General features: G+C 56.0%; 18 protein-coding genes. 7 read left to right on the top strand and 11 right to left on the bottom strand.

The annotated features are described in order from the left end of the window. The first annotated feature begins 6 nt into the window (after positions 1-6). Together G438_RS0108470 and glgB are read left to right on the top strand one after the other, a co-directional pair. Entirely contained in the window at positions 7-1,689 is a 1,683-nt protein-coding gene (locus G438_RS0108470; RefSeq protein WP_026460954.1) for a hypothetical protein, read from the top strand. Between the two features lie 50 nt (positions 1,690-1,739). Continuing rightward, positions 1,740-3,923 carry a 1,4-alpha-glucan branching protein GlgB gene (glgB, locus tag G438_RS0108465; RefSeq protein ID WP_026460953.1) on the top strand — a complete coding sequence of 728 codons (2,184 nt, stop codon included), beginning with the start codon at positions 1,740-1,742 and terminating at the stop codon, positions 3,921-3,923. Between the two features lie 167 nt (positions 3,924-4,090). Here glgB and G438_RS11515 read toward each other — a convergent pair whose 3' ends face one another. The 10 genes from G438_RS11515 to G438_RS0108410 form a co-directional block, all read right to left on the bottom strand. Continuing rightward, entirely contained in the window at positions 4,091-4,627 is a 537-nt protein-coding gene (locus tag G438_RS11515; RefSeq protein WP_084403206.1) for an NgoMIV family type II restriction endonuclease, read from the bottom strand. A gap of 93 nt (positions 4,628-4,720) precedes the next feature. Then, entirely contained in the window at positions 4,721-5,674 is a 954-nt protein-coding gene (locus G438_RS0108450) for a DNA cytosine methyltransferase (protein ID WP_026460951.1), read from the bottom strand. A gap of 67 nt (positions 5,675-5,741) precedes the next feature. Next, on the bottom strand, positions 5,742-6,317 hold the full coding sequence (locus G438_RS0108445; protein WP_131245865.1) for a GNAT family N-acetyltransferase: 576 nt from the start codon (positions 6,315-6,317) through the stop codon (positions 5,742-5,744). Then, positions 6,314-7,054: a 4-hydroxy-tetrahydrodipicolinate reductase gene (dapB, locus tag G438_RS0108440; RefSeq protein ID WP_026460949.1), complete on the bottom strand. Its 741-nt coding sequence runs from the start codon at positions 7,052-7,054 to the stop codon at positions 6,314-6,316. Before dapB ends, G438_RS0108445 begins: the two co-directional genes overlap by 4 nt. Positions 7,055-7,163: 109 nt before the next feature. Then, positions 7,164-8,477 (bottom strand): M16 family metallopeptidase, encoded by a 1,314-nt coding sequence (locus G438_RS0108435; protein WP_051259490.1) that lies wholly within the window; start codon positions 8,475-8,477, stop codon positions 7,164-7,166. A gap of 200 nt (positions 8,478-8,677) precedes the next feature. After that, entirely contained in the window at positions 8,678-11,026 is a 2,349-nt protein-coding gene (locus tag G438_RS0108430) for a polyribonucleotide nucleotidyltransferase (RefSeq protein WP_026460947.1), read from the bottom strand. Between the two features lie 251 nt (positions 11,027-11,277). Continuing rightward, on the bottom strand, positions 11,278-11,547 hold the full coding sequence (gene rpsO / locus G438_RS0108425; protein ID WP_026460946.1) for a 30S ribosomal protein S15: 270 nt from the start codon (positions 11,545-11,547) through the stop codon (positions 11,278-11,280). A 271-nt stretch (positions 11,548-11,818) separates the two neighbouring features. Then, positions 11,819-15,028 (bottom strand): DEAD/DEAH box helicase, encoded by a 3,210-nt coding sequence (locus G438_RS0108420; protein WP_034285712.1) that lies wholly within the window; start codon positions 15,026-15,028, stop codon positions 11,819-11,821. Between the two features lie 4 nt (positions 15,029-15,032). Continuing rightward, complete coding sequence (locus G438_RS0108415; RefSeq protein ID WP_026460944.1) at positions 15,033-16,658, bottom strand: DNA polymerase Y family protein; 1,626 nt, start codon at positions 16,656-16,658, stop codon at positions 15,033-15,035. Positions 16,659-16,660: 2 nt separating this feature from the next. Beyond that, positions 16,661-17,116, bottom strand: a complete 456-nt coding sequence (locus G438_RS0108410; protein WP_026460943.1) for a hypothetical protein — start codon at positions 17,114-17,116, stop codon at positions 16,661-16,663. A gap of 211 nt (positions 17,117-17,327) precedes the next feature. Between G438_RS0108410 and G438_RS0108405 the strand changes: the two genes are divergently transcribed. From G438_RS0108405 to G438_RS0108390, 4 genes are all read left to right on the top strand, one after another. Next, a complete protein-coding gene (locus G438_RS0108405) occupies positions 17,328-17,858 on the top strand; it encodes a YbhB/YbcL family Raf kinase inhibitor-like protein (RefSeq protein WP_026460942.1) in 531 nt (176 codons plus the stop codon). A 102-nt stretch (positions 17,859-17,960) separates the two neighbouring features. Then, positions 17,961-18,170 carry a hypothetical protein gene (locus G438_RS0108400; RefSeq protein WP_026460941.1) on the top strand — a complete coding sequence of 70 codons (210 nt, stop codon included), beginning with the start codon at positions 17,961-17,963 and terminating at the stop codon, positions 18,168-18,170. A gap of 81 nt (positions 18,171-18,251) precedes the next feature. Further along, a complete protein-coding gene (locus G438_RS12095) occupies positions 18,252-18,701 on the top strand; it encodes a Pr6Pr family membrane protein (RefSeq protein WP_026460940.1) in 450 nt (149 codons plus the stop codon). Positions 18,702-18,868: 167 nt separating this feature from the next. Continuing rightward, positions 18,869-19,330 carry a tRNA (cytidine(34)-2'-O)-methyltransferase gene (locus tag G438_RS0108390; protein ID WP_026460939.1) on the top strand — a complete coding sequence of 154 codons (462 nt, stop codon included), beginning with the start codon at positions 18,869-18,871 and terminating at the stop codon, positions 19,328-19,330. Between the two features lie 174 nt (positions 19,331-19,504). Here G438_RS0108390 and G438_RS11505 read toward each other — a convergent pair whose 3' ends face one another. Beyond that, a complete protein-coding gene (locus tag G438_RS11505) occupies positions 19,505-19,987 on the bottom strand; it encodes a hypothetical protein (protein ID WP_051259435.1) in 483 nt (160 codons plus the stop codon). 173 nt (positions 19,988-20,160) lie between these two features. On the opposite strand from G438_RS11505, the gene lpdA reads away from it, so the two are divergent. Next, entirely contained in the window at positions 20,161-21,534 is a 1,374-nt protein-coding gene (gene lpdA / locus G438_RS0108380) for a dihydrolipoyl dehydrogenase (protein ID WP_026460938.1), read from the top strand. The last annotated feature ends 11 nt before the right edge of the window (positions 21,535-21,545 follow it).

Raw genomic sequence — 21,545 nt, 5'->3', positions numbered from 1 at the left:
TCCGGCATGTGGCCTGATCCAGAGGCGCTGCTGGCACTGCTTGAACCATGGGTAAGGACACGCCGCTGGTTTCCGGTCTGCGACGACTTGCCTCTGGATGTACGCGGTTTCGTTGAATACCGCGACGTTGGCGACACGCTGTCCCGCAGCTATGTCATCGGTGTCGGTACGACGCTCCTCCATCTGCCGCTGGTCCTCGTTGCCTCGCACGAGGTGGTGGACCAGCGTGCGGTGATCGCTTCGGTGGGTGAGGCAACGGTCTGTGACGCAGTTGCTCACCCTGCTTGGTTGGCTTCGTGCCTTGGTGGCGCACACCTCGCGCCGTGGATTACTTCTTCGCTCTCCTCGCCCGCAATCGATGCTCACCATGGGCAGCCTCATAGCGCAACCCCACACACTATGCCCTGGCACGCGACCAATAGCAGTGCGGCTAGGCAACGCTCGGCGTCGACGACGCCTCGTCACGACGGACCTACCTTTGACCGTGAGGCACTGCTAGCCCATTGCGGACAGGCGACCGTATTGGATGCTGAGCAGTCCAATACATCCGTTGTTCTCACCGACGGCGTTCGTCATTACCTTTTGAAGGTCTATCGCGTCCTCCATTCAGGGATACACCCGGATGTAGAAATAGGTAACGCCCTCGCTACGTGGCCACATGTGGCACCGCCTTTGGCGTGGGCAACCCTTGACTTGGCGTGGACCAACGCGCGGGAACTCAATGTGTCCACTCACGACCTGACCGCTCTGACTGACTCCCCCATCGATCCCTCCACTTTAAAGGGATGTGTCACTAAGCGCGACGACGACCAATGGCCCCAAGGCCACGCGGTGTCATGCGTCCTTTTTCCTTTTGTTGATGGTGCGGTCGATGGTTTTACTCATTTTGTCGACCTTGCCTCCCACAATGGTGACCCCAGTGCTCAGGCCCATCTCCTTGGGTCACTAGTAAGAGAGCTTCACCAGCACCTAGCTGCACGTTTTCCCACAGAAGGCAGCCAGGAGCCTCGGCACCTATGTGCCGCCATTGACGCCGAATTCGCTGCACTTGAGCGTGACGGTGTCGACCTTTCACCGAAAGTACGCTCGTGTCTATCGCGGGTGATTGAGCGCCTTCGTCACTGCGACACTTTTCCTGAACGCATTCGGCTACACGGTGACCTGCATCTTGGGCAACTGTTGTGCGCCGATACCTGGTACGTGGTCGATTTTGAAGGTGAAGTACTGCGCCCCTTGGAGGAACGCCGTCAGTGTGACTACGCGATGCGTGATGTGGCGGGGATGCTTCGTAGTTTTGACTATGCACAGGCCCACGCGTTCGCTGTTATTGACCACGCCAACACGTCTCAAACGCAGGCGCACACACCATCCACCGCCACCCATGATTGCGCGCCCACGCCCGATAGAAAGAACCTCAACCTTGGGCATTTATGCTCATCCGATGACTCGCTCGCTGAGCGTGACGACACGTGGTGCACTCGCGCGCAGACAGCTTTTTTAGACGGCTATACCCGAGGAGGTGGTTTGTCTCAGATAGAGAGCACCCTTTTGGACGCCTACGTGGTGCACAAGGCGATTTACGAGGCACGCTATGAGGCCCGTTTTCGGCCTGAATGGGTGGATATCCCCGTGCGGGCTTTGGAACGTTACGCGCAGGCGTTATGTCAATCGGGAACCATATTTCAATAAACAGTGATTAGAGTTACACCTTTTCGTCGAAGTCATGGGAGGATAAGAGCATGGAAAAGCTCACACCGCTCAGCGTTGATACTGATCTTCTAGACGCAGTCGCCTACGGAACACACTACCTGCCTCACGCAGTCTTGGGTGCCCACCTTGGGGACGGATCCGTGACTGTGCGAACAGTCCATCATTTAGCCGATGCGGTTGATGTTGTCACCGCCAACGCCTCGTATCCTGCCGAACACGAACGCAACGGCGTATGGGTCGCGGTCCTACCTGGCGACACTATCCCTGACTACCGGGTGCGCGTCACCTATGGTGACCAAATCATCGTTAAAGATGATCCGTACCGTTTCTTGCCCACGCTCGGAGAGATGGACACTTACCTCATTTCTGAGGGACGCCACGAAGAACTGTGGAAGGTGCTGGGTGCTCACCGCAAGCATTACACCGGGGAAATGGGGGACGTTGACGGTGTTGCTTTCGCCGTATGGGCGCCCAACGCGCGGGCTGTGCGTGTCGTTGGCGACTTCAACTACTGGGATGGTACCGCCACCGCTATGCGTTCCCTTGGCTCCTCAGGTGTCTGGGAACTTTTCATCCCTGGCGTCGGTATTGGCGCGCGCTACAAATTCGAAATCCAAGGGCCAGGAGGTAACTGGTTCCAAAAAGCCGACCCGCTTGCCCGCGCCACCGAAATACCGCCCTCTACCGCCTCGGTTGTCACCGATCTGCACCACGAATGGGAAGACGAGCAGTGGATGGCCACACGTGCCTCGTCCAATCCTCATGCGGGTCCCATGTCAATTTACGAGGTGCACGTTGGTTCGTGGCGGCAAGGCTTAGGCTACCGGGGGCTGGCAGATGAATTGATCCCTTACTTGAAAGATATGGGCTTTACACACGTTGAGTTCATGCCTGTGGCAGAGCACCCCTTCGGTGGTTCATGGGGATATCAAGTCACCTCCTATTTCGCGCCGTCGTCACGTTATGGCACACCTGATGATTTCCGTTACCTCATCGACAAGCTCCACCAGGCAGGTATCGGAGTCATCCTTGACTGGGTGCCGGCGCACTTCCCGAAGGATGATTGGGCGTTGGCCCGTTTTGATGGGACGCCTCTCTACGAGGATCCTGATCCTATGCGTGGCGAACACCCCGACTGGGGTACCTACGTATTCAACTTCGGTCGCCGCGAAGTACGTAACTTCCTTGTGGCCAACGCCCTGTACTGGTTAGAGGATTTCCATATCGATGGCCTGCGTGTCGACGCGGTCGCTTCAATGCTGTACCTGGATTATTCTCGCAAGGACGGTCAGTGGCGCCCCAACCAGTATGGTGGCCGCGAGCATTTGGAAGCTATTGAGTTCCTCCAAGAGACAAACGCCACTGCGTACCGTCGTAACCCTGGGATCGTCATGATCGCAGAGGAATCTACTGCTTGGCCAGGTGTTACTGCCCCAACGTCCTCTGGCGGATTGGGCTTTGGTATGAAGTGGAATATGGGCTGGATGAACGACACGCTTCGGTATATGCGTGAAGATCCCGTTAACCGTCGCTGGCACCACGGTGAACTCACCTTCTCTTTGGTGTATGCCTTCTCGGAAAACTACGTCCTTCCTTTGTCTCATGATGAAGTTGTCCACGGCAAGGGTTCGTTGTTCTCTAAGATGCCGGGCGATACGTGGCAGAAGATGGCGGGTCTGCGTTCCCTTTACGCCTACCAGTGGTCGCATCCAGGCAAGCAATTGCTATTCATGGGGCAAGAATTCGCTCAGGAACAAGAGTGGGTGGAAGCGTACTCTTTGGACTGGTGGTTGACTGATCGCCCTGAAAATGAAGGCGTACAACGCCTTGTCGCCAGCTTGAACCACGTCTACGCTTCACATCCTGCGCTGTGGGATGATGACTACACTGGTTTTGAGTGGATTGATGCCTCCGACGGCGATCACAATGTCATCTCCTATCTACGTAAAGGCACTGGCGATGACGGCAAACAGCAGATCATGGTGTGCGTGTCGAATTTTGCTGGCAATCCTCACGAGTCCTACCGCGTTGGCCTGCCCTTTGCGGGTGAGTGGGTCGAGGTGCTGAACACTGATGATGTCGCTTATGGCGGTTCTGGTGTGATGAATATTGGGCCGGTTGTGGCTGAGGAGATTCCGTGGAATGGTCGACCAGCCTCCGCTGAGCTCCGCATTCCACCGCTGGGCGCCGTTTGGTTGACACCCAAGCAATAGGCGCTGCGTTTTCATTCCTAGTGGGCTGTGGCCAACCAATCGGTTCGCCACAGCCCACTTGCTATCCCAGCCTTGAGGTAATCGTCGGACTATTGCGACAACCCATGATTCTTGTCAACCACCGGGGTTTACGGGCTATGCCCGCTGTTAGGCAAGCAATGGCAAGGTCATACACAAAGATCGAGGGGAAGGTCAGCGATATCGCGTAAACGCCGACCTTCTATCAGTGCTTCAAGAAGGCTGGCGCCTTCCTCTGACGCTGCGGCTTGCACGCCTTCCATTAATTCAGGTAACGCGATGTGATACACCATATCGATATCACCTGTGCCTAATGCAAGGGAGGCGATACGTGACGGCGATGGTTCGGCAGTGACAACAACAATATGAGGGGTTCTACCTTTTCGACTACGGATGACAGAAAGCGCCTCACTGCGTGCATTTTGTGCGCGGTCAGAACGTAACGTCAGTTTGCATGAGATCACCGCATGAACGATGGATGCGCCGTCGTTCGCCGAACGCATCACCGTATGTCTTGCTGTCTCCAGGTCGACAATCAACGCGTTTGAGTTAATGGCGTCGTCATCCTCTGGGTCGCGAATAACCAGTACGTCGGGACTAATCAGGTATGAATGCCCCAGTACTGCCTGCAGCGTCGGATCTGTTTCTACTGCCCGCGATAATCTTTGAGGTGCGTTGGCTTGAATCTGCGATTGAGGCTACGCCTTGTGCATTGAGCGTAAGTACGCCCCGATCTACCAACGTTTTATGAAAAAGACGACGTTCGTCACTCAATAACGTCATGCGGCACTTTCCTCCTTGGCGCCTTGGAGGACCGCCGCAATTTCTTCGCCGACAGCTTTTGCCACAGCAGGCGGCAAAGCGTTGCCGATCTGCCTGTAACTGGCTGTCTTCCCACCGGCAAACTGCCACTGGTCAGGGAAACCTTGAATACGCGCAGTCATTCGAAGAGTGAGGCGTGGCATTCCAGTGAAATCTGGGCCAGGCGCTTCATCAGCCAAAGAGCGTCCATCAACCCCGATTGCCGCCCATGCCCGACGCGCCCGGGTGGGGCCTAAATCTGCACCACCATGTTTCTTGGAGCCACCGACAAGTGTGGGGGCAATTACTGATGCTTGACGTGCCCAGTCAGTCGCACCTTGCCATCCGTTTTCTCCCATCAGATCAACGAGACATTCGCCAACCGTCGGTGGAGCTGTGTCGAAGGGTTCAGGAAACGGGACAAGAGCAGTGTCACGTATGCGAGACGCAAGCAGTATTACCCTTGGCCGTAGTTGCGGTACACCGTAGTCGCTCGCTTGCAGAAGCTTCCATCGTGCCTGATAACCAAGACGCTGAAGCTCCTCATCAACCCACGCACGGTATGACGAAAACTTTGCGTCCAACAGTCCACGAACGTTTTCAAGCATGACAACTCGTGGTTGTACCTGATCAACGAGCCGCAGAGCTTGAGGAAATAAGTCCCGTTCATCAACAGCACCGAGTTGCTTTCCCGCCAAGGAAAAAGGGGGACAAGGGACACCGCCCGCAAGTAAATCAACGCCGGCGTATCGGTGACCGTCCCATTCGCGCAGGTCGGCTTGGATCGTATTCCACTGTGGCCTATTTTTCCGCAGTGTTTGACAGGCATGAGCGTCGATTTCTACGGTGCCCACATGTTCAAAGCCAGCCTGTTCAAGTCCAAGAGCTTGTCCGCCGGCACCGGTGCAAATCTCTAGCGATGTCAGGGCCACGTCCTCCTCCTGTCTCCCACTTGTGCGGCTGAACATAAGCATAAAACGCGTCGGTTATATCTGCGTTCTAGTCAAGCAGTGCCCACCATAGGTGTTCGGCAAGGGTATGCGTGGCTCCAAGGCGAAGGGTACGTCGAATACCTGCTGGTCCAAAACCTGCGCTGCGCAAGAAACGGGTGTGTTCGTCGCTCGATGCAGGGGCAAAAAAACGTAAAGCCGCAGGTTGAGCAACATCCACAAGTGCAGCCAATAAGCGTGAGGCGTGACCGCAACGCCTAAATGGTCCATCTACCCACAGATTGAGAATATCGGTGCCTGCCGGGACATGCGATGCGGCCCCACCTGTAATAGGTTCACCTGGCGCACACGACAGAAAACCGACCACCACATGACCATGTACCGCCACCAGTGTGTGACAGCCTTGAGGACGCGGCTCACTCAAGGTGCGCATCCACCTGGCGGTCAGGACAGCCTCGTCAGGCATCTGCAAACCCGCATCCGTCGCACCAGCCTCCTCAGCTAATGCCCTCATAGCGTTGAGATGGATCCGCGAGATTGCGGCTGCATCAGTAGGCAGCGCCGCACGGACTGAACGGTCAGAGGAAGCGGTTTTGGCCTCGGAAAACTCCACGCTCACGGTCACAGGTCCATATACGTGTCAAGACCAACACTGAGCCCAGGAAACTCCCCCACCTTGCGGATCCCCAGCAGCACACCTGGCATGAAACTGGTGCGATCAAAACAATCGGTACGAATCACCATCTGTTCACCAGGGTTACCCAAAAGGATCTCCTCGTGTGCCGTCAACCCACGCAGGCGCACAGCGTGCACCGTAATGCCGTCGATACGTGCGCCCCGGCTTCCCTGCGGATCCAACTCAGTGGCATCAGGCGGCACGGCAACACCTGCCTGGGCTCTGGCCGACGCGATAGCCTTCGCCGTATGCACAGCAGTGCCCGATGGCGCATCAACCTTAGCGGGATGGTGCATCTCGATAATCTCAACGGACTCGAAATAAGGTGCTGCCTTCGCAGCGAACTGCATCGCAAGTACTGCTGAAAGGGCAAAATTAGGGGCAATAAGGACATTGCACCCCACCTCGTTGGCATGTGCACGAACCCTGGCGATAGCCTCGTCAGTCCAACCCGTGGTACCAACCACCACATTTACCCCAGCATCCAGCAGTGCGTGAACGTTGCTTTCCGTTACCGCTGGCACAGTGAAATCAACAGCTACCTGCGCACCACACAGACTCTGAACGCTAATCGTTTCGCCCGCGTCAAGTGTTGCGACAAGCTCCATATCCGAAGCGCTCTTCACTGCGGCAACAACAGTTGATCCCATTCGACCTTGCGCTCCAACGACGGCCACTTTCCACACGGCGCTACTCCTTGTTATCGGTGTTGTAGAAACTAATTGTGCCGTACTCATCCCACAGGCACCTGTGGATGCCAGTGTGCGGGCATGCAGCGCACTTGGGCACGTACCACTAGTTTTTTGGCACAACAAGAGCACGGGCAGGTTCGGCAGACGCAAGTTCAGCAGCGAGTGCGCGCACCTGCTCAGCGGTCACCTCGTTAATAGCGTGCAGTGAGCGAGCGACCGTGCGGTAACGGCCATTGACCTCAGCTCGACCAAGGCGACTCATCCGCGCCCAATTCGATTCCATACCTAAAGCAAGGCCACCACGGACCTGGCCGCGTACACGCGCGAGTTCCTCCTCGGTGGGACCATATTCCGCAAGGTCTTCAAGCTGCCCACGCATCACTGCTTCCACCTCCGCTATGCGTGTCGGCGACGTGCCTGCATACATGCCGAATGCACCTGCATCTGAGTAGGCGGCATCAAATGCGTATGTTGTGTATGCCAATCCCCGTTTCTCGCGGACCTCTTGGAATAGGCGCGATGACATTGATCCACCCAGTACCGTCAAAAGCACATTCATCACAGGACGTCGCTCATCGTCGCCTCGCATGGAGGCAGACCCGATCACAAGGTGAGCTTGTTCAACATCCCTGCTGCGCACTTCTTCACCGCTTCCGCAACTAGGGGCGTCGCGTAGCGTAGTGCGACGAGGCCGTGGCAGTGCAGCCTGCCCAGCAGATGCGGCCCACGACGACGATGCTAAAGATTGTCCAACGAGGTCCACCAAGGCTTCGTGGTCAATATTGCCTGATGCGGCGACAATGAGGTTATTGGGTGCATACGTGGAGCGGTAGTGCTGCCATACATCGTCGCGCCCCACAGCGCGAATTGCTTCGGGCGTGCCGCCAACTGGCCGTCCAAGCGGAGTGTCACCGTGAACGGCGCGCTGGAATGCCTCGTGCACAAGGTCAACAGGACTATCTTCGTTCATGGCAAGCTCATCAAGGATGACGCCACGCTCAACCTCGAATTCTGCGGGGTCAATGAGGGAATCAGTGAGCATATCCAGCAATACCCGGCTGGCCATATGTGCGTCTTCATCCACGACGCGCGCCCAATAGGAGGTCGTTTCTTTCCCAGTTTCTGCATTCGATTCGCCGCCCACGGCATCAAAGGCAACAGCTATGTCCAGGGCACTGCGCGTCGATGTTCCTTTGAACAGCAAATGTTCGAGAAAGTGAGTCGAACCTGCATGCTGGGGCAATTCATCGCGGGATCCAACAGGTACCCACATGCCGACGCTGACGCTTCGGGTGGCGGGCACGCGCTGAGTGAGTATCCTGGTGCCGCATTCAAGGATGGTGCGCTGCACGGTCGTATCACCGTCGTCGAATTCCTCGGTGACATATTGTGGAATATCTGGCAGCGCTAAAGGTATCTCTCGTGTGGTCACCCATGTACTTTACTGCCTAAAACGCCGCTCGGTTGACCAGCACAACCTGCGTTTTGGCCAACAGCCCTTGTGTCTTGTCTGAAAGTCGGCCGTTGCCACAATCGCATGACCCTCGCAACAATAAACGAGGCGGAGCTAAGTTTCGCACCCAGCCCCGCCTCGTCTATCGGATAAAAGCGTCCAACTCAGCCTTCGATCGCTTCGTCCTCGTCGTCGCGCATGCGGCGCATACGGGTACGAGGACGACGTTCGCGACGTTCAATGCGCTCACGGCGTTCGCGACGCACGGGACGGTCCTCGCCTTCACCGTTTTCTGCAGGCACAAATTCGCCTGCTTCGCCGTCAACGACCGCGTGGAGCGACAACTTACCGCGATCACCGAACTCAGCTATCTCGACCTCAACCTGCTGGCCAACCTGCAGAACGTCTTCAACTGCCTCTACACGCTTGCCGCCCACTAGGCGACGCACCTGCGAGATATGCAGCAGTCCGTCCTTGCCAGGTGTCAGTGACACGAAGGCACCGAAGGACGTGGTCTTAACAACTGTGCCGACGAAGCGCTCGCCTACCTCAGGCATCTGCGGGTTGGCAATCTGGTTCACCATTGCACGCGCAGCTTCAGCGGCTTCACCAGTCGATGCACCAATGTAGACAGTACCGTCGTCCTCAATGGTGACGTCAGCGCCTGTGTCGTCTTGGATCTGGTTGATCATCTTGCCCTTAGGGCCAATCACTTCACCAATCTTGTCAACAGGCACCTGGACGGTGATGATACGTGGCGCGTAGGGGCTCATTTCGTCAGGTGAGTCAATGGCCTGATCAATGAGGTCAAGGATGGCGATACGCGCATCGCGCGCCTGAGCTAGGGCGGCACGCAACACCTGAGAATCAATACCGTCAAGTTTGGTGTCCAGTTGCAGCGCCGTAATGAAGTCGCGGGTACCTGCCACCTTGAAGTCCATGTCACCGAAGCCGTCTTCGGCACCAAGGATATCGGTCAGCGTCAGTGACTTTTGGACGCCGTCAACTTCACCTGTCATCAGGCCCATAGCAATACCGGCAACGGGTGCGCGCAGCGGCACACCGGCTTGAAGCATTGACAGTGTTGACGCACATACCGAGCCCATGGAGGTAGAGCCGTTGGAGCCCAGAGCCTCAGAGACTTGACGGATCGCATAAGGGAAGTCTTCGCGCGCAGGGATCACGGGCTTCAGTGCACGTTCGGCAAGGTCACCGTGGCCAATTTCGCGGCGCTTAGGTGAACCCACCCGACCGGTTTCACCGGTGGAGAAGGGGGGGAAATTGTACTGGTGCATATACCGCTTGGCGGTAATAGGCGACAGGTTGTCAAGCTGCTGCTCCATGCGGAGCATGGCAAGCGTGGTCACACCCAGAATTTGGGTTTCGCCACGTTGGAACAGTGCTGAGCCGTGGACGCGAGGAAGCACCTCAACTTCAGCGGACAGAGAACGGATTTGGCGCGGGGTACGCCCATCCATGCGGATTTCTTCACGCAGAGTGCGGTTACGAATCGTATTTTTCTCCAGCGAACGGAAGGCAGCCTTCAGTGCCTTCTCGGACTCTGGGAAGGATTCTTCCAGCGCTTCAAGCATCTGGGTTTTCACCGCATCAACGGCCTCGTCGCGAGCAAGTTTACCTTCGGTCAGCAACGCGGTCGCCAACTTGTCACCAACGAAGTTTTCCACGGCTGCATATTCTTCATCGGTGTAATCGAAGAAGAGCGGAAAGTCAGCCGTTTCCTTCGCAGCGTGTTTGGCAACTTCAAGTTGCGCTTCGCATAGGACTTTAATGAAGGGCTTTGCAGCTTCAAGGCCGTCAGCGACGACATCTTCGGTAGGTGCCATCGCGCCGGCTTGAATGAGGTCCCATTCGTTTTCACCGCCGCCAGCTTCAACCATCATGATAGCAACGTCTTCAGTGCCGTCTTGGGTGGTGACAATACGTCCCGCGACAACAATATTGAAGACAGAGCGCTCCATTTCTGACCAGCGCGGGAATGCCACCCACTGGTCGTCAATAAGTGCCAAACGTGTGCCACCAATAGGACCGGTAAATGGGAGGCCAGCGATTTGAGTGGACATGGACGCGGCGTTGATTGCAAGAACGTCATAAGCGTCATCAGGGTGCGCAGCAAGCACGGTTTCGTGAACCTGAACCTCATTACGCAGGCCTTTGACAAAGCCCGGGCGCAGGGGACGGTCGATGAGGCGTGCCGCAAGGATCGCTTCCGTGCCGGGGCGTCCTTCACGACGGAAGAAAGAGCCGGGGATGCGGCCTGCGGCATAAGCGCGTTCTTCAACGTCAACCGTGAGAGGGAAGAAATCAAATTGGTCTTTAGGCTGTTTGCCAACGGTGGTGGCGGAAAGGATGGCCGTTTCGTCATCCAAGTAGGCCATTGCGGCGCCTGCAGCTTGCTTGGCAAGGCGTCCAGTTTCAAAGCGCACGGTGCGCTTTCCGAAGCGACCATTGTCGATAATCGCTTCTGCAGCGACGATGTCGTTGCCTTCCATCATGTGGGTTTCTCCTTGACAGGTGATGGATACGCGGGTGGCAGCTCGGCCTTCGATCGAAGCCCACGGACATTCACAGGTCCTGCGCTGCGTCAAGTGACGAAGCCGGGTCCGTAAGCCACTGTCGAAAACCGCTACTGGGCCACTTTTGCGTAGGTGATTGGTGTGTGTTACTTCGTGTTGTATTCGGTTCCGCAGGTGGCGGACGTAGTGAACCGGCCCGTTCCCTGTAGCGGGATCGGGCCGGTTTCGTGTCAGCGACGCAGGCCGAGGCGCTCGATCAGCGAACGGTAACGCTCGATGTCAATCTCAGCGAGGTAGCCAAGAAGGCGGCGACGGCGGCCAACCAGAAGCAGGAGACCACGACGTGAGTGGTGGTCGTGGGTGTGATGCTTGAAGTGTTCAGTGAGGTCCTTGATGCGCTGGGTTAGCAGTGCAATCTGAACCTCTGGGGAGCCGGTGTCACCCTCGTGGGTTCCGTACTCGGCGATGATCTTTTCCTTGACGTCCTTGCTCAGTGGCACAGGCCTCTCCTTCATATCCGTTGCGCGGAGCGATGAGGCTTATCCTCAGGGCATACGATCCGCGGCCGTCACGACGGCCTTTCTACTCTACACGAGGCGGGAGCTCCCCTGGTAGTTCTCCTCCCCTACTACGGGCCCTTTTCCTTGTGGAATCGGGCACGTTCGCACTTCTATCTGCGACTACTATGCCCGCAGCACATGGTTCTGGGCAGCATGGTTCGAGGCCCAGTCACCACTGCGCCCGCAATGCACGCTTTTCGATGGTGCGGTTTTAGGCCTCGTCAAGGAGACGACGCAGATCAGCAACAGTAATACGACTCGCATGTGGTACATCATCAACAACCGCACTGACGAGTTTGCGTTTCTTCTCTTGCAGGGCAAGTACTTTTTCCTCAATGGTTTCAGCTGCAGCAAGGCGATACACGTTGACTTTCTTGGATTGTCCAATGCGGTGTGCCCGATCCACTGCTTGTTCCTCAGCAGCGGGATTCCACCAGGGATCCATGACAAAAACGTAGTCCGCTTCAGTCAGTGTCAAACCTGTACCGCCTGCTTTGAGGGATATCAAGAATACGTCGGCCTTTCCCTTCCTAAACTCATCAATCACACTTACACGGTTACGGGTCGATCCATCGAGTTGAACCACGCGATGTCCGCGGCGCTCAACCACGTGGCGTATGCGCTCCAAAAATGATGTGAACTGACTAAAGACCAGCACTTGGTGACCGCGAGGAACAATTTCGTCAAGTTGATCGGCAAGGTATTCAATCTTGGCTGACCCCACCGACGTCAGAGCTGAGTCGACCAATGCCGGATCAAGAGCAAGTTGACGCAATCGAGTCAAAGAAGCCAGAACATCGATGCGATGTTTTCCAAAATTGTCCATCAATCCAAGAAGTCGGCTGCGTTCTCTGGCGAGATATTGCTCATAAATCCGACGATGTTCCGTCCCCAATTCCACACGCACAACTTGCTCGATTTTATCTGGCAAATCTGTTGCCACGAGTTCTTTCGTCCGACGAAGCAGGAAGGGAGCGGTAAGCGTATGTAGTCGTTTGAGCTGCTGTGTTGATCCAGCCTCGACAGGTTTACGGAATACGGCGTCAAATATTTTGCGCCCCGGCAATAAGCCTGGACACGTCAGTTGCAGGATTGACCACAGGTCCAGCAGTGAATTTTCCACCGGGGTACCTGTCACCGCGAAGCACCAGCCAACGTTGAGCCCACGCAAAGACTTGTGGATGGCTGTGGCAGGGTTTTTTGCTGCCTGAGCCTCGTCAAGGATCAGGCCAGCGAGCGGTTGAGCAGCCCAAATTTTGGCCTGCAAACGCATGATGGTGTAGGAGGTGACGATAATGTCGACCTCTTGTAATACCGGCGCAATCTCATCGTGCTGGCGTGTCGACGACACGAGGGCAAGACGCAGATCAGGGAAGAATCGCTGCGTCTCGGCCTGCCAGGTACCCAGTACGGAGGTGGGAGCAACAACCAGCACGGGACCTGCTGAGCCACCTACACACCCTTGGGTTTTCAATGCGGAAATAGCTGAAAGCAATTGAAGGGTTTTACCAAGACCCATGTCGTCGGCGAGGATTCCGCCCAGACCAAGGGTGGCGCGAGAGCTCAGCCAGCGATGTCCGTCCTTTTGATAGGGCCGCAGTATCTCGCTTACACACGCATCGACAGGCAAGGCCGCACTGTCAGTATCTACGCTCAGGCCTTCAAGGCGTTGTCGCCAACTGTGGGCGGCATCGACGCGGTCTGCTGCTTGGGACAGTTCCTCCCATAAGCCCGTATGTAGCGTGTGAATTCTGGGGTGATGAGGGTTACTGTCAGTCAGTTGCGCCGCTTGTTCGAGCAGGTAGCGTAGATGCGTAATACGTGGCCCGTCGAGACTCACCCAGTGCCCAGCAACATAGATGTGGCTGTGGCCTTGTGACAGTGCGCGTAAAACATCAGCGAATTCAAGTTCGTGGCCACCAACAAAGATACGTGCCTTTAAATCAAACCAGTCACGTTCGGCTGTTTCGTCAAGCGCGATGCCGATCGTCACCGTCTGAGGTTCGTTGGCAGCCATTTGTGTCACTTCGTCAGCAATATCCCACACGAGATGGGTGTCGTCGATCCTGTGAACGACTTCGTCAATATAGCGACATATTTTCCAGCCAGGTATCTCGTCATTGGTTAACATTGCTGGCCATAGGTCAGCTGGACATATGCCGCGACCACGACGCTCGATACGTGCAGCAATGGTGCGCACGGCTGGCTCGACGGTCTGTCTGTCGTAGGGAGCACGCTGCCATTGTCCTGCGATGTCGTATTCGCTCCACCAGCGAATCAGCAAATTCTTCGATTCGTTGATGCGTAGGGTAGCAACGAGGCGGACTTCAGTTTCGTGGTCTTGCGGGCAGCTTCCGTCGCGGGAGAGAACACGGATATGCGTGCGCAGGGAGTGTAGCCATGTGGCACGGAAATCTGCAATATCAGCGGCGGGTATCGTCATTGCTTGACTGTCCCATTGCGAAATAATGTCATTATGTGCCACTCGTGCGAGGGTTTCACCTCCGTCGAGAACAACTAGACCTGACTCTGCGGCAATCAGCGCTTGTGAGACAACAGTGTCACCGAGGGTGGCCACTGGGGATAAAAGGAGATTGCCGTCGCAGATAGCGGCGTCCAAACTCATTTCCCATGTGCTTTGTGACAGCGTGAGCGGCACAGGTGGGTCAATGCGTGTCAGTAGTGTGATCCCTGCACGTTCTAAGGAGCGCAGCCAGTTCCATGCCTCGTACCCTAAATCTTGAAGGGCAACATCGCTTCTCGAACGCCACTTTGTTCCATCGCGGGAGCGACGATACCCTTCGCGCAGCAATGCCACATGTGTGGGATTGAGATCATCGACGACTGATGTCCACTGTTCAGTGACAATATCGGGCCATGTCGCTCGTTTAGTTACCCATTCGCGGTGTTTTCCTGGACGCAGTGGCGTCAACCAAATATGGCCAAGTTTTTCGCTGCCACGCTGATGCGCACTGCCATTGTCGGCGCCATTGCTGCCCCAGGCACCTTGGGCACCGCAGGTGTCAACGAGCAGCGCCATCGCCTCGCCACGCGCCCCTGAGGGACCGCCGATAAGTGCACTCAGGGCTTCGCGCCACTGCGGGCCCACGTCTCTTTGTTCACGCTCGTAGGCACGCACGGCGAGGAGCAGAGCAACGGCATGCGCACAATCTTGCCCTAGGGTACACGCACAGGTCAGTGTTGGGGTGAGCACGCCTGGTGCAATCCACGCGGTGTATGTCAGCCCTGTGGCACGTATACGTCCGCAGATGCGTCCATCGTCGCCATCACGAATGTCAATAACTTTATTATTGCGAAAGTGGGCGCCACCCCGTGCCCATGTTGCAGGCCCAACTTTCGCCATAATGTCAGCATCTTCTAAGGTGGCGATTGTGGCTCGTAAACTGGTGGGCGTATGCATCTTTTCAGGATAGCTGTCCGCAGATTGTTCCGTGTGTATAAATCCCTTCGAGGTACCACGTTCTGTCTTGGTATTTGAGTAAAAATTCTGCCCCATTTGTACATTTCACCTGCAGATACGCGCGGCTTTCTTTTGTCGTCCACCAGGCACCAAGAACCGGCCAGGGACCACGGGTGTCGATCACTTCAAGCTCTTGAAGGGAGGTATATGGGTCAGGTAAAGATGAGTCTTTGGTTGCTGCTCGGATCAGGTGGGCGGCGCCATTCAATTCTCCGCGAGCACTAACATGCAGGGGAAAAAGGTGTGGGAGTGCTCGGCCTGGGTCGGCTGAGGGTGTCTCTTTGCCGAGGAGTTGAATTTCTGGCGCGTTTTCGTACAGTGTTGCAGGACTGAGTTCGACACTTCCTTGCCATTGGCCGTCGATAGGCAGAAGTGGAGGCTTTCCTTTTCCCCAAGGGTGGCAGATGATTCGACTTCGCGGGTCGTATCCGCCTTGGAGGAATGGGGTAAGGACTGTATCTTCCCCCAGCAGGGAGTAGATTTTTGATACCGCTTGATGTGCGCGTTTCTGAGGGGCGTTTTCTCCCCAGAGGCGCCGGGTTTCTTCGGTGGCACTCAGATCTGTGGCGCATAGGGTGATACGGCAAAGGCCCGCTGTGATGTGGGTGGCGTCAAGCCAGGCACGTATTTGCCATCGTGCGCGTTCGATAACTGTGTCAGTATTTCGCGCGTCGACACCGTGCCATAGTCGGGTGTGTTCTTCTCCGTTTTCAGTGGTGAGTGTGATGGTCAGGCTGTGTGATCCAAGTCCGCGTCCGGTGAGCGCATCTGCAAGTTCAACAGCAGCTTGGCGTAAGGGGAAAAGTATTTCTTCGATGCTGCACGCTGCCTGGTCACAGTCGCGAGTCACTTCGTGACAATCGTAGGTGCGTTCAGTGCGACCCAGGGGTATTTCTTGGCCGTGAGCGAGTGCAAGTAATGTCTGTCCGGCGTTTCCAAAACGGCCCAACAGGTCTTTCCTGTCAATTGTGCGCAGGTCTTCGCAGCTATGGATCCCTAGGAGGGCGAGGGTGTCGAGGGTGTGGTGAAGATACTCGGTGCGCTGGCCTGGGATAAAGCTGAGAAGCTCTTTGAGGTTTTCTTTGGCAAGGAAATGCTGAGTGTCGCAAGGAGGAATGATCATGCCTTTTTTGGCGGCGGCGATGGCTGCTATTGGTCCGGTAGCAATACCCACGTAACTTTCTATGCCTAGGTGCGTGCTGATGTCGTCGATCAGGGTTTCGGCGAGTATTTCTTCGCCTCCGCACCAGCGAGCAGCTCCTGTAGCTGGAGCCCACGCGAGGCCTGGGCGTAGTGAGGCAACGTATGCAGCGTGGCGGTCAAAACATTGAAGGACATATTCAAAGGCTTTGCCTTCTCGGTCGGGGTCGTTGGGCAAGATAATGAGATCAGGACAAAGGTATCGGGCTGTTGTCAGTCGCATACCGGTGCGAATCCCTGTTTTTCTGGCGTAGGTTGACTCGCGCACGATACGCCCTTTGGCTACCAATGCCACGGGCGAAGATGGTGGACTGTCAATAACAAGTGCGTTAACAGGCCAGTCGGGAATCCACAGTGCAATTCGGCGCATAGCTATACCGCCTTGTGTATGTGAATACTGTGATCACGCCAGGGGCGGGAGATTCCAATCCAAGGATGCAGCGTGAGGATGATGGTGTTGCTTTTTCTTGCCTGCGCGGCAAGACGAGTATGCGACTTGATAGGTATGGACGCGCCTACGCAAAGCAGGCCGACTGCACCGATTAGGTGTGTGAGGATACGCGCGCCTTGGCCGTATGTCTGCGGGATGATGAGGATGTGGTCGAGGTCAAGGCCGATGTTGTGGGCAGCGTTCCATCCAATATTGGGTGTTTCGACGAACGCTGCCCACTGTTCTTCGTGCCAGAAGTTGTGGGCGGCATGCAAGATTATTTCAGCATTATTTGGCACTTCAAGGATGAGATGTCCTTGTGTGCTTGCGCTGGAAATACCCAGGGTTTCTTCTGTTTTTCTGAGGATTTTTCTGGCGTGTGCGAGTCTAGGATCCATATACACCACCCCCATTTTCGAACATGTGTTCTATATAGTAAAGGGGTGTTCCCACATGTGCAGCACTGATAGATTCTTATGGGGACAACTTCGTCCCTCTTCAGAAGTTTTCGCAGATTATGCCCTGTGGAACACAGGACCGCGCACATAAGGAGATCCCCGCCAAATACGGCCATTTTACCCACCCTAGCCCCCATATAAGGAGACTCTCATGGACCTCAGTTCACGCCCCATTGCCCCCGACCCCTACGCTCAACTCCCACAGGTCCCCTCATTTACACTCTCTTCGCATGACCTTGTCGATGGCACTTCTATGCCACAGATTCACACGGCTGACGGTGGCAATATTTCACCGCATCTTGCTTGGAGCGGAGCACCACGCGAGACTGAAAGTTTTATGCTCACTTGTTTTGACCCCGACGCACCAACCCCAGCAGGCTGGTGGCACTGGTGCATCATCGACCTCGCCCCCTCACTCACACAGCTTGAGCACAATGCGGGCGCTTCCGATCTCAACCTTGAGGGGGCTGCATTCCATTTGCGAGCAGACCATAGTCACGCAAATTATTTTGGTGCCGCTCCCCCGCAAGGCGACCGTCCTCACCGTTACATCTTCGCCATTCACGCCCTTAACATCCCTACTTTGGGCCTTGACGACGATGCCACACCAACGATGGCTTCCTTTGTTGCACTTGAACACACACTTGCTCGCGCCACGCTGACTGTCACCTACCAGCATTAACATCGCAATATCGCCTCCGGAAATGCACATATTCAAATAACGTTTCGATTACAGTTAGGTAACGATTCGGTATCACGACGATGTGTTTTTCCGGAGGTCACGATGGCGACCAGCACTTTTCGCCAGATTCCGCGCACGTTGACGCGCGCTTTACTCCTTCTCACAGCCTCATGTGCAGCAGTTGGTGTGGGAATTGAAGTCTTCTATTACTCAGCCCACCCCTCGTGGGTGCCGCCAGACGCAGGCTATAGCACATCCTTTCCTGCGGGCTGGCAGTCAGGACTCAACCGCTTCGCCTTCTTTACGGCGTAATCTAATACGCTCACCACGTTCGTCTGCACATACCTTGCATTAGCGCCTACGCATCACCGTCTGTGGCGCAACCTTCACCTGGTGGCACTTGTTGATATGACGCTGACCAGCGGTGTTTACCTCACCGTACTCCTTGGCCCCAACCTTGGCTCTTACTTCCCCACCGAAATCATTGCGGCAAGTACCCTGGAGCATGTGGTGACACCTCTCCTGCTGTGGGGCAGCTATCTCAGCTTTTCTCCCCTCACTTTGCGGTGGCATCACCTGGGCATTACAGCACTTCACCCTGCACTCTACGCAGCTTTTACACTTACCCGCGGACACCTCGTCGATTGGTATCCCTATGTCTTTATGGACGTGCCACGGCTTGGCCTGGGTCCTGTTATCGCCTCGCTTGCAGTGATGGCGCTGGTGATTCCCACCGCATGTTTCTTCGCACATTTACTGCCGTATCTTCAGTATCGTTGCGGCAATCATGCTGACACGCGGGAACTCATACTTGCCCGAGATTTAGGACCTGCACACTCGTAAGTCGTTGACACATGCGTAAACGTCGCTCCTTCAAGCAATTCATCTAACGCAGCACCCACAATCGGCTTGCTAAGTGAAAGCAGCGGCCCACTTACAGGTGATTGCATACCTGAGCCTGTGCGGCGAGTAGGATGACCCAGCCTAAGTAAAGATGGCACAATCAACGAGTGCTTCATCTGATATTTCTCACCCCTGAAATCCCTGGCAACTCCGGGGCTGCCATCCGCCTTTCTGCCTGCACAGGTGCCATGTTGCATCTGGTTGAACCGTTGGGTTTTGATATGGATGACACGAAATTGCGGCGAGCGGGCTTAGATTATCACGATCTCGCCCACGTCAAGGTCCACCCGAATCTTGACCACGCACTGGCTGATGTTCCCTCACGCGTGTGGGCACTAACGGGACACGCCACCACGCACTACAGCGATGAACGTTTCGCTGATGGGGACGCTTTCCTATTTGGCCGCGAGTCAACGGGACTCCCCGAGGAGGCATTAGCGCATCCCCGCATTGAACGACATCTCCGCATTCAAATGATGCCGGGGGTACGCTCGTTGAATCTGGCGAACTCGGCATCTATCGTGTTGTACGAGGCGTGGCGTCAGCTCGGCTTCCCTGGCGGAATCTAGAAGGAACGTTTCGTCGCAGCGTGTGCCCAGCTCCCCTCAGTTCAGCGACTCGGCATCCCATTGCCATTCATTTGCCGAGGCGACCACACCCGGCCCAGGTCCGCAGGAAGCTCACCCAGGTTCAAAAGCCAGGCGCCGCCTTCGTTGAAGGATGCGGATGACACACCATCTGATTCATTTACGTAAGGTCGGGTGCCGCTCCACCTGCTCGGCAATTTCAACGATACGCCGAGGGTTCGATACCCACAGCCACACTAAACCGATTGCGTTCACCACGACAGGTAGGTACCAGTAGTCCTGACCAAAGGCACCCCAGGCCGACCGGTACGCCGTCACTTCTGGGATTCCCCAGCCAACGATGCCAACAATCAGCGGACCCGCACAGGCTACAACGGTGGCCACCCAGGCAATCATGCGCATCCGCCGACCGTTATGTGTAATGCCAATGGCCGCGGTCACCTGTATTACTCCTGCGACAAATGTGCCTAGGAGCGGACCGATCGCACCATCACTTGGCCGTGAAAACAGGTTGAGCAGCGCATCAATGACAACCCACAGGCCGAATGCCCAAAACAGCACCATCACGAGGCGCCCACCGCCTCGTGCCGGCGGACGAGTATCGCGGACCTGTTCGACTGGCGGCATTGCGGGTGTCATATATGGCCTCCATACTTCGTCCGTTGCACCTCATTATCCTAAGCGGTAGCCCGTCCTGTGGGCAGTCCCACCACTAACGGTACCGTGCGAACGGGACAGCAAGGGCCTCCGAGTGGGACAATAGGCCCGGACGGTCGTTGCCGTCCACTAGTCAACACCTAGGAGTGGATCAAGTGAGCGAGCCCGGATACGACGTCGTCATCCTTGGGGCCGGTTCGGGTGGATACGCAGCCGCCCTACGCGCCTCGCAACTCGGCCTAAAAGTGGCCCTCGTTGAAGGCGATAAAGTAGGTGGCACCTGTCTGCATCGCGGCTGCATTCCCACCAAGGCGTACCTTCACGCTGCTGAAACCGCCGATGCAGTGAAAGAATCGGCTGCCTTCGGTATTCTCTCGACGTTCCATGGTATCGACATGGGTCAGGTAGCCAAATACCGCGACTCAGTCATTACGAAGCTTTTTAAGGGCCTACAAGGTCTGCTGTCGTCTCGCAATGTTGAGGTTATCAATGGGTGGGGACGCCTCGTTGCCCCTGACACGGTGGAGGTCAATGGCCAACGCGTCACCGGCCGACACATTATTCTTGCCACCGGATCGTACTCTCGCTCAATACCTGGGTTAACGATCGGTGGACGTATTATCACCTCCGACCAAGCGCTGCAGATGGAATGGGTACCACAGCGCGCGGTCGTCCTCGGCGGCGGCGTTATTGGCCTCGAATTTGCCTCTGTGTGGCGCTCATTTGGAGCCGACGTCACTGTTATTGAAGCCCTGCCTCACCTGGCTAATAACGAAGACGAAGCAATTTCAAAGCATTTGGAGCGCGTCTTCCGTAAGCGCGGCATAGCGTTCTACACGAATACACGTTTCGCTGGCGCAACACAGGACGATGCAGGTGTTCATGTCACTACTGAGGATGGGAAAGCCTTCGACGCTGACGTGCTTCTGGTGGCCGTTGGGCGTGGCCCGGTCACCGAAGGGCTGGGGTATGAAGAGGTCGGTATCCGCATGGAACGCGGTTTCGTCCTCGTTGACGAACACCTTCACACTGGCGTGGGTAATATCCGTGCGGTGGGCGATATTGTGCCTGGCCTCCAACTTGCCCACCGAGGTTTCCTCCAGGGTATTTTCGTCGCTGAGGAAATTGCTGGTCTGACCCCTGCTCCTATTGTTGAGTCAGGCATCCCTCGTGTGACTTTCTGCGAACCGGAAATCGCATCGGTTGGCCTGACTGAGAAGCAGGCCCGCGAGCAATACGGGGACGCGGTGCGCACCGTCGAATACAACCTCGCTGGTAACGGAAAATCCAATATTTTGGGCACTGCTGGTTTTATCAAGTTAGTGTCGATTGAGGACGGCCCCATTGTCGGTTTCCACGGCATTGGTGCCCGTATTGGCGAACAGGTAGGTGAAGGTGAACTCATGGTGAACTGGGAGGCCTACCCGCAAGATGTGGCAGCGCTCATCCATGCTCATCCCACACAGAACGAATCCATCGGCGAGGCGGCGCTTGCCTTGGCCGGTAAACCCCTCCACGCACATAACTGACCTCGGTACCG

Source organism: Schaalia suimastitidis DSM 15538, from assembly GCF_000429105.1.
Lineage (GTDB): Bacteria > Actinomycetota > Actinomycetes > Actinomycetales > Actinomycetaceae > Pauljensenia > Pauljensenia suimastitidis.
Note: the sequence above shows the minus strand (reverse complement) of the source record. Positions and strands in the feature narration are given on the sequence as shown.